This window comes from Hutsoniella sourekii ATCC 700629 (assembly GCF_000518205.1).
GTDB classification, from domain to species: Bacteria; Bacillota; Bacilli; order Lactobacillales; family Aerococcaceae; genus Hutsoniella; species Hutsoniella sourekii.
In genome coordinates this window covers 1-12,771 of record NZ_JADD01000028.1, presented here as the reverse complement: position 1 = coordinate 12,771, position 12,771 = coordinate 1, and the positions used below count along the sequence as shown (strand labels likewise).

The following is a 12,771-nucleotide window of genomic DNA, read 5'->3' as shown; positions in this document are numbered from 1 at the left end:
GCATAAATATGGAAACTCTGATATAATTTCTGCAATTCCTACTAACTAAGGAGTGGCTATGAATAAGAATAAATGGAACAAAATAAGAGAAGAGGCTAATGATAAGGAAGAACTATTCATTAAGGAGCGATTGTGGACCAATCGTATTGTAAAAATTATTTTACTAGTTTCCTTAGTCTTATTGCTTTCTCTTCTTCTAGCGGGTGGTATATACATACGATCAAGCCTGCAACCAGTTAATCCAAATAACAATCAACCTATTGAAGTTACGATTCCAATCGGTAGTTCGTCCAATGATATAGCTAAGATCTTGGAAGAGCAAGGGATCGTAAAGAATGGTAAATTATTTTCATATTATCTAAAGTTCAATAATAATCAGGAGTTACAAGCCGGTCACTATCAATTTAATCCATCTATGCCAGCCGATCAAGTTGTGTCAACTCTGCAAGCCGGTGGTGAGCCGATTTTTGTTGATGCTGACACTAAATTAACGGTAATTGAAGGAATGCAGTTGGAAGATATTGCTAACCTTGTTGATGAGAATACAGCCATCAGTAAAGAAGAGTTTATGAATACGGTCAACGATCAAGACTTTATTCGCCGACTTCAAGGGGCTTTTCCTAGTCTTTTGGATGGCTTACTTGAAATTGAAGGCCTAAAGTATCCTCTTGAGGGTTATTTATTTCCAGCAACTTATGAATATTTTGCTGGCATGAATGCCGAAGAATTAATCACTAAGATGGTAGAAGCAGCTAACTTAACCTATCAAGGGTTAGTAGATGACTTAGCCACCAGTCAATTTACCTATCACCAAATATTAACTCTAGCTTCTATTATTGAAGCAGAGGCCATCACTGAAGAAGACCGTGGTTTAGTATCAGGTGTCTTTTATAATCGCTTAGCCGCAGAGATGCCCTTACAAAGTGACGTAACCGTCCTTTATGCTCTGGGAGAACATAAAGAATTTGTTACTTATGATGACTTAGAAGTGGAATCTCCTTATAATCTCTACCAAAATACTGGATTGCCACCTGGTCCAGTTAATACCCCTGGACTAACAGCGATTACTGCTGCCTTGTATCCTACCTGGAATGACTACTATTACTTTGTAGCTGACCTTGATACGAATGAAGTCTATTACTCCTCAACCATTGAAGAACATGATGCTTTGGTTGAAAAATATGTCAATCAAAGACAGGAAAAACTTAATAGCCAAGAAGCTTCCATTGAAGAAAGTGGTGCTACAGCAGAGGCTGGCGAGTCGTAAATTAAAATTGAGAAATTAATTGAGATGAGGTTTTGCTTTTAGCGAAGCCTCGTCTACTTATTTAAGAAAAAGGAGTTATTGAAGTGGCAATTATAATAGGAGTGACAGGTGGATCTGGTTCAGGAAAATCGAGTGTAACTCAGGCAATAATGAAATATTTTGCAGGCGAGTCGATTATGCACCTTGAACAAGATGCCTATTACAAAAATCAAGATCACTTAGAATTTTCTGAGCGATTAAAGACCAATTATGATCATCCCTTTGCTTTTGATCACGATTTGTTTTATGAGCATCTCCTGGCCTTGCAAGCAGGAAATTCCATTGATATCCCAATTTATGACTATGCCATGCATACTCGCAGTAAGGAAGTCAATCACCAAGAGGCCAAGGAGGTCATTGTTGTTGAAGGAATTCTGGTCTTAGATGATCCTAGGATTCGTGATCTAATGGCCATCAAAATTTATGTGGATACAGATGATGATATCCGCTTGGCGCGCAGAATTTTGCGAGATATCAATGAGCGTGGACGAAGTGTTGAATCAGTGATTGATCAATATATTCAAGTAGTCAAGCCGATGCATCATCAATTTATTGAGCCTTGTAAACGATATGCAGATATTATTGTTCCAGAAGGTGGATCCAATCAAGTAGCGATTGATCTTCTGACGACTAAAATTAGCAGTTTATTAAACAAATAATATTAAAGGAGAAATTATTATGGACCAAAAAGTATACCCGATGACTCTAGATGGAAAAGCTAAATTAGAAGCGGAATTAGAAGACTTAAAAGTAAATAAACGTAAAGAGATTATTGAACGAATTAAAATTGCTCGTTCTTTTGGTGATTTATCCGAAAACTCAGAATATGAATCCGCTAAGGATGAGCAAGCTTTTGTTGAAGGTAGAATCTCAGAATTAGAGACGATGATTCGTTTTGCTGAGATTATCGATGACAAAGATGTAGCCAAAGATGAGGTCTCTCTAGGACGGAAGGTGACCTTTGTGGAAGTTCCTGATGGGGATGAAGAAACCTACACCATTGTTGGTAGCGCTGAAGCAGATCCAATGGAATTCAAAATTTCCAACGATTCACCTATTGCTCAAGCCCTAATAGGCAAAAAAGTTGGAGATACCGTCTCAATTGAAACACCTGGTGGGGGCTTTGATGTGAAAATTGTCAAAGTTGAGCAAGCTTAATTCTTTAATTATAAATTTACACCATTATTTTAGTCATTCTCGCTATAGAGAAAGCCTCTTTAGATTCAGCGAGACTAAAGTAGTGGTGTTTTTTGAAATTAATCCCATTGTTTGAAAATTCCCATCCTTGTTTATATATGTTAGAATAATGATCGAACGAAGAAGAGAGTCTGACTTATCTGGGTGATGGTTAGTTTTTAGAAGGGATCATGACTGATGTTCAAAAGTTTAAAGAATAATATCTTTTCTATCTTGCTGATATTATTTATTGTTTATTTGTTTGAATTGAGTCATTCGAGTATTGGCTTGATCATTTTTATTTCTGGACTTGTCTTACTAGCTATATCCTTATTTACCGAACGCAAATTTTTACGATGGCTATGTTTAGCTTTAGCCATTTTTTTGATTATTTTGTCTTCTCTGATGACCCGAAGTATTTGGCCCCTTCTGATTGGAGTCACTTGTTTTTATTGGCTGTTTCAAACAGAAAACGGGCATGAATTCATGTATATCGGGGAAGGGCGGATGATTAATAAAGTGAGAAAGCCGAATTATATTCATCCAGTATTGATCGAGCCCCAATCGACCAGACGGCAGTTGATTAGTCGTCAAAATATTACACAAGCTAGCTATCATGGAGAGGACCTGGAGTGGCAAGATATGAATTTGGTCTTCCTTGGGGGAGACACACTGATTGATCTGCGAGACCTTCAATTACCTCTAGGGGATAGTGTAATTATGATAAGAAAGGTCTACGGTCGTACGCGAATTATCCTTTCTCAAGATATTGGCTTATCCATCAATTTTAGTACTATTAAGGGCTCAATCACTATTGGTCAGGAAATTTATGACTTATTAGGAGAGAATTTACGCTATCAAGAGCCCGATTACTCTAAACGTAATCGACGGGTAAAGTTAATTATTTCGCAAGTAATGGGAGACTTAGAGGTGATTATTTTATGAATCTTCGTCTTTGGTTATCCATCTTTTGGAAGTTATTGGCTTTTCAATTGCTTATCCTGTTTATTTTAATAGTTAGTTTGATTGATGGATTAAAGGTTATTTCCTGGTTTATTTTCCTAAAGAAATTTTGGCTGGGACAAGCTTTTTGGGTTTGGATTCTTGCATTGATTTTAAGTGTTAGCTTGGTTTTTTCTCTATACTTAGCTTATCGATTGGACGAGCCTTACCAGGAGATTGTTGCCAAACTGAATTGGTTGAAATATGGTAAGTATCAGCACCCAATCTTTGATAATAAAATTGATCTTAATTGGTATGATGGTGATAATTTAGCCAATCTAGCTATTGAGGAACTCCGCTCAAGAATGATTCAATTATCAGCTGATCTACAAGAATTTTCAGCAGCGCCCTTATTTGTCGGAGAATCCACTCGTGAAGAAATAATTCTGGAAGAACGTAAACGAATTGCTAGGGAACTCCATGACTCCGTCTCCCAACAATTATTTGCTAGTATGATGCTACTAGCAGCTATTAATGAAGACTTAGATGCTAGTGAATCCTTGGATTTGCCATCATTAAACAGTCAATTACAAGCTGTAGAAAAAATAATCACTAAAGCACAAACCGAAATGCGAGCGCTCTTACTTCATTTACGTCCTATCGAATTAAATAATCGTAGCCTGAAGGAAGGCTTGATTCAGTTATTGCAGGAATTGGAGACTAAGATTGAAGCTGGTATTGACTGGGATATTGATTCAATTAGCTTAGAGAGTGGTATTGAGGATCACTTGTTCCGTATCAGTCAAGAGGCGGTTTCTAACACTTTACGTCATGCAGATGCGACTCACTTGGCAGTAATGCTTAAGGATAAAGGGGATAGTGTGGTTCTTCAAGTCATTGACAACGGTAAAGGTTTTGATCCGAATAATCAAGAAGAATCAGGTAATTATGGGCTGGTTAATATACGAGAGCGTAGTCAATCCTTAGGTGGTGAATTACTCATAAAGAGTGCGACTAATTTAGGAACAACGATTCAAGTAACTATTCCCAAAGTGAGAAAGGGTGAAGTGATTGATTAAAGTACTCATTGTAGATGATCATGAAATGGTAAGGTTAGGAGTTTCTGCGTATTTAGCTTCCCAGAAGGATATTAAAGTAGTAGCGGAAGCTAGTAATGGACTCAATGGTTACCACCTAGCCTTGGAATTAAAGCCAGATATTATATTAATGGATTTAGTAATGGATACCATGGATGGAATAGAAGCTACCCAACGAATTCTTGCTGAATGGCCTGAAGCAAAAATAATCATTATAACCTCTTTTATTGATGATGAAAAAGTCTATCCTGCTCTAGAAGCGGGCGCTAAATCTTATTTATTAAAAACCAGCTCGGCAAAGCAAATTGCTGAAGCGATTCGATCCACTTATCAGGGAGAAGAGGTTATATCCGAACCCGTGAGTAAAAAATTATTGGCTAACAAAGATCAAAGTAAAGAGCTTCAACCCCATGATGATCTAACCAAGAGAGAATTAGAAGTCCTTCTATTGATTGCCCAAGGAAAATCCAATCAAGAAATAGCGGATGAATTATTTATAACTTTAAAAACAGTGAAAACTCATGTATCCAACATCCTTTCGAAACTAAATGTATCCGACCGAACTCAAGCAACTATTTATGCCTATCAACATCACTTGGTATAAGCAAGTTCGTTTATTTTGTCCATTATTCCTATATAATAAAATGAGATCAATGAAAGGTGGGAGCAGTGACAACTGCGCAAAAATGAAATTACAAGTATCTCCTCGAGCCTTAGAATGGTTTAAAGAAGAAGTAGGATTGCCTGAAGGAAATGGTATTCGTTTCAAGACTAAAATATATGGATCTAGTCCGGTGACTCAAGGTTACGCACTAGCTATAGAACCTAACACTCCCAATGAAGTGGGTGCAAAGTTCGAGGCTGAATCCGGTCCGTATTTTTTTATTGAGAAATCAGACTTGTGGTTTTTTGATGGCCATGACTTAATGGTTGATTATGATGAAGAATTAGATGAGCCTAAGTACATTTATTTAAAGGATGGTCAAGCCATCAATTAGGGTCAGTTAATAAGTAAAAACAGTTCCTGCTTGGATTAGACCTTTAGGTCTTTCCGGTTAGGAACTGTTTTATTTGTTGATATTATTTTATTTAGCTGATGCTCTTGTCAACATTTGGCTTTTAAATGAGTCCTTCTTTGACTAGGGTCTCAGCGATTTGAACTGAGTTTGTAGCGGCGCCTTTTCTTAGATTATCAGCAACCACGTATAGGTTGAGACCATTTTCAACAGATGTATCTCTGCGAATTCGACCGATATAAACATTATCCGTATTAGCTGCTTCAGATTGGAGCGGGTATTTATTGTTAGCAATATCATCAACAATGATGACACCGGGTATAGCTGCAAGCTCCTGTCTAATTTCATCTAGATCGAAATCTTTTTTCAACTCTAGATTAATTGACACCCCATGAGAAGTTTTGATAGGTACACGAACGGCGGTAGCAGTTATTCCAATGGAGTCATCTCCAAGAATTTTATGGGTTTCATCAATCATTTTTTGCTCTTCCTTGGTATATCCAGATTCAAGGAAGACATCTATTTGAGGAATTACCGTTTCATGGATCGGGTATTGGAAGTTGTTGGTTGTATGGTTTTCAAGGTCATCAATTCCTGCTTTACCTGCCCCAGAAACAGCTTGATAGGTATTGTAAACAATTCGTTTAATTCCGTACTTATCAATTAGAGGTTTCAAGGGTACAACTGATTGAATGGTTGAACAATTAGGATTGGCAATGATTTTGTCATTTGCGGTCAAGACTTGAGGATTAACTTCTGGTACCACTAATTTCTTGTCGGGATCCATCCGCCATTGAGATGAGTTATCAATAACAGTGACCCCATTGGCTGCAGCAATCGGTGCATAGTGCTTGGACGTTTCCCCGCCAGCTGAGAAAATAGCAATTTCAATAGGTGATTTCAAGGAATCTTCCGTTAATTCCTGGATAGGAATATCTTGTCCCTTGAACGGTAAGGTTTTACCAGCCGAGCGTTTAGATGCAAATAATGAGAGTTCCGCTACAGGGAAATTGCGTTCCTCTAAGACTTTGACAATTGTTGAACCAACAACGCCGCTAGCTCCGACAACAGCAACATTATATTTTTTTGACATGACTTCTCCTCCATTTCATATATCTAATAAGTTACTGTTAAAATAATGAAAAGTCAATTAAAAAAACTAGACTTTTATGAATAGGATTGTTTGACTTTGCCATTTAATGTGTTATATTAAGTTTACATAGGATATTGTGCGAGGCGCGAATGACAATAGTAAATTGCATACGCAATTGAAAGGGGATTTCGCCGAAATGTTCGTTGGAGCATTGGGGGCTGGCTAAATAAGTCAGTCACTGTTGACTAGGGTTGCCCAACCCTAGTCAAAGTGCAATCAATAGCTGGGGCAAAAGGAAAATAGACTCTCAATGATGAGCTAGCGAACCTTTTGTTCGTTAGCTTTTATTATTTTTTTAAGGAGTTGCCATGAAATTAGAAAACTATCAAGAAATTAGAGATGGAAAACTTTACCATCGTCACTACTCTTATCAAGATATTGCCGAACAATTCGGAACCCCCTTGTATATTTTTGACGAGGTAAGTTTTCGCGAGAGAGTTCAAGCTTATAAAAAAGCCATCCAAACCGATTACTTTCAAACTGAAATTCTATTTGCTTCCAAGTCTTTATTAACTCTGGCAATCGCCCGTTTGATTAAGGAACTGGATATTGGTCAAGATGTGGTGAGCCAAGGAGAAATTTATACGGGGCTGACAGGTGGAGTTGATCCGGCCAAGATGTATTTTCACGGCAATAACAAACTTGATTCTGAATTAGAGTATGCACTTCACTCTGGAGTTGGTACCATCGTTATTGATAACCGCCAAGAAGCCCAACGAATCAATGACTTGGTTGAGCAGTTGCAATTACCAGCCCAGCGAGTCCTTCTAAGACTCAATCCAGGCATCAATGCCCATACGCATGAGTATATTGCCACAGCCAATGATAGCTCCAAGTTTGGTGAGAATATTCATGATCCTAATATTATGTCGATTATTAACGATATTTATCAAGCTCCAGGTCTAAGTTTAGTTGGTTTTCATTCCCATATCGGTAGTCAAATATTTGATGGAGATTCATTTAAAAAAGCCGCTTTAGTGATGATTGATTTTGCCCATCAAGTTGAGAAAAAGCTCGATATTCGAGTAGAAGAATTAAACTTCGGAGGTGGCTTTGGCGTTTACTATAGTGAAGGAGACCAACCTTTCGATGTGCCTGAATTTTTACCTGAATTAATAGAATTTATTAATCAAGAAAGCACCGACAAGGGCTTGAATTTACAGAAAGTAACTTTTGAGCCGGGTCGAAGTTTAGTGAATGCCTCTGGGTCAACTCTTTATAAGGTTGGAGACCTGAAAGAAACTCTGGGTGGGGTGAATTATATTTTTATAGATGGTAGTATGAACGACAATATTCGCCCAGCTCTCTACCAAGCGGAATATGAAGCCATGCTTGTAAATAAAGCTGACCAGCCCCTAGCGAAAACTTATACCGTTGCAGGCAAGGCCTGTGAATCTGGTGACAAGATCATCGAAAATATAAAGCTACCTCAAGCTAAATGCGGGGACTTGCTCTTAGTTAATGGGACTGGAGCCTATAACTATACAATGGCATCAAATTATAACCAAATCCCTAAACCAGCCATGATCCATGTCCAAGATGACCAAATAGTTGAAACGGTTAAAAGACAAAGTTTTGCTGATCTCATAGCTAATCATATTTAAATATTAGGAGGAATAAGGATGACAATTTATCAAGGTTCGGGTGTGGCGCTAGTGACACCATTTGTAGAAAACACACGTGAGATTGATTGGGTAGCTTTTGAAAAACTGCTTGATTTTCATTTAGATAATCAAACGGATGCACTGATTATTACTGGAACAACAGGGGAAGGGTCGACCTTAACCGATGAAGAGCAAATTAATTTAATTAAGTTTGCCGTGGATCATGTAGATGGACGAATTCCGGTTATTGGAGGAACGGGGATTAATGATACCCGGCATTCGATCCGTCTCAGTCAACAAGCTGAGAATGCGGGAGTGAATGGTCTACTAATTGTAACGCCTTATTACAACAAGGCCTCTTATCGCGGTATGATTGAGCACTTTGAAGCGATTGCCGATTCGGTCAAGACACCGATTATTCTTTATCATGTACCCGGTCGTACCGGTTGTCAATTAACAGTGGATCAAATTGTTGAACTAGCTAAGCATCCTAATATCGTAGGGCTTAAGGATGCGACTGGCGATCTAGATTTTACCCGCCAAGTGATTCAAGAGACGCCTGAAGACTTTGCTGTCTATTCCGGTAATGATGATCTTACTCATGAAATTATGGTCATGGGTGGACAAGGAACGATCTCTGTGACAGCTAATGTGATGCCAAGAGAAATTCATCAATTATGCCAGTATCACTTGGACGGCCAAGGAATGGAAGCCGGTCGCTTAAATCAGGAATTGGAAGCAATCAATCGGGATTTATTTATTGAAGTGAATCCAATTCCAGTTAAGTACTTGGTTCATCGTTTAGGATGGTGTGCTAACAGTTATCGCCTTCCTCTAACTCCTCCTAGTGAAGAATCCTGTCGAGTACTGGATGCCTATTTGGATCAATTATCCGATCGTTACCAAGCTTAGGAGGTTACCATATATGAAAGTTATCTTAATTGGTTTAAGTGGGGCAATGGGGCAAGAGGTTGCCCGTTTTATTGAAACGAGTGACCATGAGTTAGTGGCTGCTTTTCAAGAAGAAGCACATCATGACCTTGCTTATCCAGTGTTTAATGATTTTTCAGAGATGACCCGCTACTTTAAGCAAAATCAAGAGATTAAGGCAGATGTTGTGATTGATTTTTCACATGCCAGTTTAACAGAGGGGCTCATGAACTTTGTTCAAGAAATGAACCTGCCAATTATGCTTGCAACCACGGGTCAAAGTGAAGAGCAAATCCAGCTCATCAAAGAAGCTGCCCAGAAGGTAGCTATTGTTGATACCCACAATACTAGCATTGGCGTCACAGTAATGACCCAGTTGGTTAAGAGCCTGAGCCAGACACTTTATCCCCTTGGTTATGATATTGAACTAATCGAAAAGCATCACCGTCACAAGAAGGATGCGCCCAGTGGGACGGCAGTTATGTTGCTTAAGGCAGCCCAGGAAGCAATTAATGATGAAACTCAGCCTGTACATGGACGTGAAGGTTTAGGCGATGAGCGTTCCCACCAAGAAATTGGTATCCATGCGGTTCGAGCGGGTGATATTGTTGGTGAGCATACAGTTCTTTTTGCTAACAATGAGGAAGTACTAGAAGTGACTCATCGAGCAGGCTCCAAGCAGTTATTTGTCAAGGGGGCTATTCAGGCTGCCGAGTTTTTAATTCAAGGACAAGTACCTGGTATTTACAGTATGGAAGATGTTTTGAATCTTTAAAAAATGTTATTCAGTTTATTTCATAGTATCCAAAGTGCAACCTTCTTGATGAAATTAAGGAGGTTGTTTTTTTATTTAATTGAATTCTTTAAAATTTGTGTCAAGTGATTTGATTAATGATATAATGGATCAGTATATTTTAAATAGAGAGAAGGAAACCAACAAATGATTGAGTTGATTGCAACAGCTGAGTCACTTGAGCAAGGTTTAGCCCTGTTAGAGGCAGGAGTTGACTGTCTGGTGGTCGGGGAAGCCGATTACGGCTTGCGCTTGCCAGGTTATTTGTCTTTTGAAGAAATGGGAGAGTTGGTAGAGATAGCTCATTCCAAAGATAAAAAGGTCGCTATTGACGCTAGCGCTATTCTCCATAATGACAAGATCAACCGTGCCCGAGATTTCTTAAAAAAGGCTAAGGCTACTGGTGCTGATCTATTAGTGGTAGGGGATACCGGCTTAATCCAAATTTTAAAAGAAGAAGAATATTCCATGCCTTATATTTACGATGCGTCAGTTCTAGTTACTTCTTCTGGCCAAGTGAATTTTTGGGCTAAGTATGGTGCTGTTATGGCTAAAGTAGCTATGGAAGTCCCTTATGTGGAGTTAATAGATATGGCTGCCGGTAGTCAATTGCCACTGATTTATCAAGTTTATGGCGCATCTTGTATCCATCAAAGTGGCCGTCGGTTATTGGATAATTATTTTAATTTCATTGGTAAGGATTTAAGTGAATTATCTGAACATGATTTAAACTTATCTGTGCCTAAAGAAGATGATACGCACTATTCTATCTTCCAGGATAGTCATGGCACTCATATTTTTGCTAATAATGATCTTAATTTGATGACTGAATTGGAGAAGTTACATCAAATAGCTATTGATAAATGGTATTTAGATGGGATCTACTGTCCTGGGCAAAATTTTGTTGAAATCGCTCGATGTTTTGGTGAAGCCAGAGACTTAATAACCAGTGATCATCTAACTAATACCCAGTTGGAACAATTGAATGAAAAGGTTAAACAACTTCATCCCAATAACCGTGATTTATCATTGGGATTCTTTGAGTATGATAGAGAGACTGTACAATAGGGGAGTGAATATATTGGCAAAAACATTGAAAGCACCTGAACTACTAGCACCTGCTGGGACGCTAGAAAAATTAAAAATTGCCATTCATTACGGTGCCGATGCTTGTTATATTGGTGGCGATGCTTATGGTTTAAGAAGTCGAGCTGGAAATTTTGATTTTGATGAGATGGCTGAAGCTGTAGAGTTTGCTCACGCCAGAGACCGTAAGGTTTACTTGGCTTCTAATATGGTGACTCATGAAGGTAATGAAAAAGGAGCTGGAGAATTTTTCCGAAAGGTTCGAGATATTGGAATTGATGCGGTAATTATTTCTGATCCGGCTTTAATGCAAATTTGTGCTACAGAGGCCCCAGGTTTAGAGATGCATTTATCAACTCAACAGTCAGCTGTCAATTATGAAACCTTAAATTTCTGGCAGGAAGCTGGCCTGACCCGTTGTGTTCTAGGTCGAGAAGTTTCTATGGCTGAAGTAGCAGAAATTAATGACAAAACTTCCGTTGAAATCGAAGCCTTCATCCATGGAGCTATGTGTATTTCTTATTCAGGTCGTTGTACCTTATCTAATCACATGGCTAATCGGGATGCCAACCGGGGTGGTTGTTGCCAATCTTGCCGTTGGCAATATGGTTTATTTGATATGCCGGTACTCGGTCAAAGAGAAATGGTAGGCAAGGGAGAAGTTGGCTTGGATACTGATGAACCTTTTTCGATGTCTGCTGTAGATATGTCGATGATTAATCATATTCCTGATATTGTTGAAAATGGCATTGATTCATTGAAGATTGAAGGTCGAATGAAGTCGATTCACTATGTTTCCACAGTAGTTAATGTCTACCGTAAGGCGATTGATACCTATATGGCAGACCCAGAAAATTATCAGGTCCAACAAGAATGGATTGATGAATTATGGAAGGCGGCTCAACGTGAGTTGGCAACTGGCTTCTACTACGGTGCCCCAAGTGAAAATGAGCAGTTATTTGGCGAAAGAAGACGAATCCCAGCTTATCAGTTTGTTGGCGAAGTATTGGATTATGATCCAGTGACCCAAATTGCCACCATTCAAGAGCGCAACCGCTTCGCTGTCGGAGATACGGTCGAATTTTATGGACCAGGTATGCGCCATTTCCAACAAGTCATTGAAGAAATCATTGATGAAGAGGGTCAATCGATTGAGGTTGCCCGTCACCCAATGCAAATTATTACCATGAAGGTAGACCAACCCGTTAAGGCTCATGATATGATTCGAAGAGAAAAAGTCAGCCGTGTTAAGAAATTGCGCATTAAACGATCTAAGGCAAGCGTTTAATTGACTAAGCAAGACTTCTTTATCTCAGTCATACCATAAAATAGAATAGACCAACGATCAGTGGCTCATAAATCAGCTTCTGTGATGTGACCCCCAAAAGTTGGAGTTTATAATTGAATACTTAGGCAACGTATTGAGTGTCCTGTTTTCGGTAATCAACTGGAGATAGGCCACTCAATTTTTGTTTAACTCGCTTGTGATTATAGTAGTGAATATAATTATTGATTCTTTTCTCGAGTTCGTCAAATGAGACTCTTTCTTCTCCATAGTACATTTCTTGCTTAAGTAGACCGAAGAAATTTTCCATGGCTGCGTTATCTAAGCAATTTCCCTTGCGGGACATACTCTGATATATCTTATTATCCTTTAATTTATCAGTC

The 12,771-nt window shown here is 38.7% G+C and carries 14 protein-coding genes and 1 riboswitch; of the genes, 12 read left to right on the top strand and 2 right to left on the bottom strand.

The window, feature by feature from the left end; translation table 11 throughout:
* Window positions 1-58 precede the first annotated feature (58 nt).
* The 7 genes from mltG to T408_RS0107275 all read left to right on the top strand — a co-directional run bounded on the left by mltG (window position 59) and on the right by T408_RS0107275 (window position 5,519).
* Window positions 59-1,267, top strand: coding sequence for an endolytic transglycosylase MltG (mltG, locus tag T408_RS0107305; protein ID WP_028119351.1), 1,209 nt, complete (start codon window positions 59-61; stop codon window positions 1,265-1,267).
* A gap of 83 nt (window positions 1,268-1,350) precedes the next feature.
* On the top strand, window positions 1,351-1,965 hold the full coding sequence (gene udk / locus T408_RS0107300; RefSeq protein WP_235731629.1) for a uridine kinase: 615 nt from the start codon (window positions 1,351-1,353) through the stop codon (window positions 1,963-1,965).
* Between the two features lie 19 nt (window positions 1,966-1,984).
* Window positions 1,985-2,464, top strand: a complete 480-nt coding sequence (gene greA / locus T408_RS0107295; RefSeq protein ID WP_028119349.1) for a transcription elongation factor GreA — start codon at window positions 1,985-1,987, stop codon at window positions 2,462-2,464.
* A 525-nt stretch (window positions 2,465-2,989) separates the two neighbouring features.
* On the top strand, window positions 2,990-3,427 hold the full coding sequence (gene liaF, locus T408_RS12150) for a cell wall-active antibiotics response protein LiaF (RefSeq protein ID WP_169730306.1): 438 nt from the start codon (window positions 2,990-2,992) through the stop codon (window positions 3,425-3,427).
* Window positions 3,424-4,503: a sensor histidine kinase gene (locus T408_RS11165; RefSeq protein ID WP_035420365.1), complete on the top strand. Its 1,080-nt coding sequence runs from the start codon at window positions 3,424-3,426 to the stop codon at window positions 4,501-4,503. Before liaF ends, T408_RS11165 begins: the two co-directional genes overlap by 4 nt.
* Window positions 4,496-5,125: a response regulator gene (locus T408_RS0107280; protein ID WP_028119348.1), complete on the top strand. Its 630-nt coding sequence runs from the start codon at window positions 4,496-4,498 to the stop codon at window positions 5,123-5,125. The genes T408_RS11165 and T408_RS0107280 overlap by 8 nt, the downstream gene beginning before the upstream one ends.
* A gap of 82 nt (window positions 5,126-5,207) precedes the next feature.
* The gene (locus T408_RS0107275; RefSeq protein WP_028119347.1) at window positions 5,208-5,519 is read left to right on the top strand and encodes a HesB/YadR/YfhF family protein; all 312 of its coding nucleotides are present in this window, start codon (window positions 5,208-5,210) and stop codon (window positions 5,517-5,519) included.
* 121 nt (window positions 5,520-5,640) lie between these two features.
* Here the strand turns inward: T408_RS0107275 and T408_RS0107270 are convergent, their stop codons facing one another.
* Complete coding sequence (locus T408_RS0107270) at window positions 5,641-6,630, bottom strand: aspartate-semialdehyde dehydrogenase (RefSeq protein ID WP_028119346.1); 990 nt, start codon at window positions 6,628-6,630, stop codon at window positions 5,641-5,643.
* Between the two features lie 130 nt (window positions 6,631-6,760).
* Window positions 6,761-6,914: riboswitch (Lysine riboswitch) on the top strand.
* Between the two features lie 84 nt (window positions 6,915-6,998).
* Between T408_RS0107270 and lysA the strand changes: the two genes are divergently transcribed.
* The 5 genes from lysA to T408_RS0107245 all read left to right on the top strand — a co-directional run bounded on the left by lysA (window position 6,999) and on the right by T408_RS0107245 (window position 12,391).
* Window positions 6,999-8,294 carry a diaminopimelate decarboxylase gene (gene lysA, locus T408_RS0107265; protein ID WP_028119345.1) on the top strand — a complete coding sequence of 432 codons (1,296 nt, stop codon included), beginning with the start codon at window positions 6,999-7,001 and terminating at the stop codon, window positions 8,292-8,294.
* Window positions 8,295-8,312: 18 nt separating this feature from the next.
* Window positions 8,313-9,206, top strand: a complete 894-nt coding sequence (dapA, locus tag T408_RS0107260) for a 4-hydroxy-tetrahydrodipicolinate synthase (protein WP_028119344.1) — start codon at window positions 8,313-8,315, stop codon at window positions 9,204-9,206.
* Between the two features lie 13 nt (window positions 9,207-9,219).
* A complete protein-coding gene (gene dapB, locus T408_RS0107255) occupies window positions 9,220-9,999 on the top strand; it encodes a 4-hydroxy-tetrahydrodipicolinate reductase (RefSeq protein ID WP_028119343.1) in 780 nt (259 codons plus the stop codon).
* A 165-nt stretch (window positions 10,000-10,164) separates the two neighbouring features.
* Window positions 10,165-11,085, top strand: a complete 921-nt coding sequence (locus tag T408_RS0107250; RefSeq protein WP_028119342.1) for a peptidase U32 family protein — start codon at window positions 10,165-10,167, stop codon at window positions 11,083-11,085.
* 13 nt (window positions 11,086-11,098) lie between these two features.
* Entirely contained in the window at window positions 11,099-12,391 is a 1,293-nt protein-coding gene (locus tag T408_RS0107245) for a peptidase U32 family protein (protein ID WP_407635821.1), read from the top strand.
* 121 nt (window positions 12,392-12,512) lie between these two features.
* Here the strand turns inward: T408_RS0107245 and T408_RS0107240 are convergent.
* Window positions 12,513-12,771, bottom strand: a 259-nt coding sequence (locus T408_RS0107240; protein WP_028119340.1) for an IS3 family transposase, incomplete at its 5' end; no start/stop codon positions are given.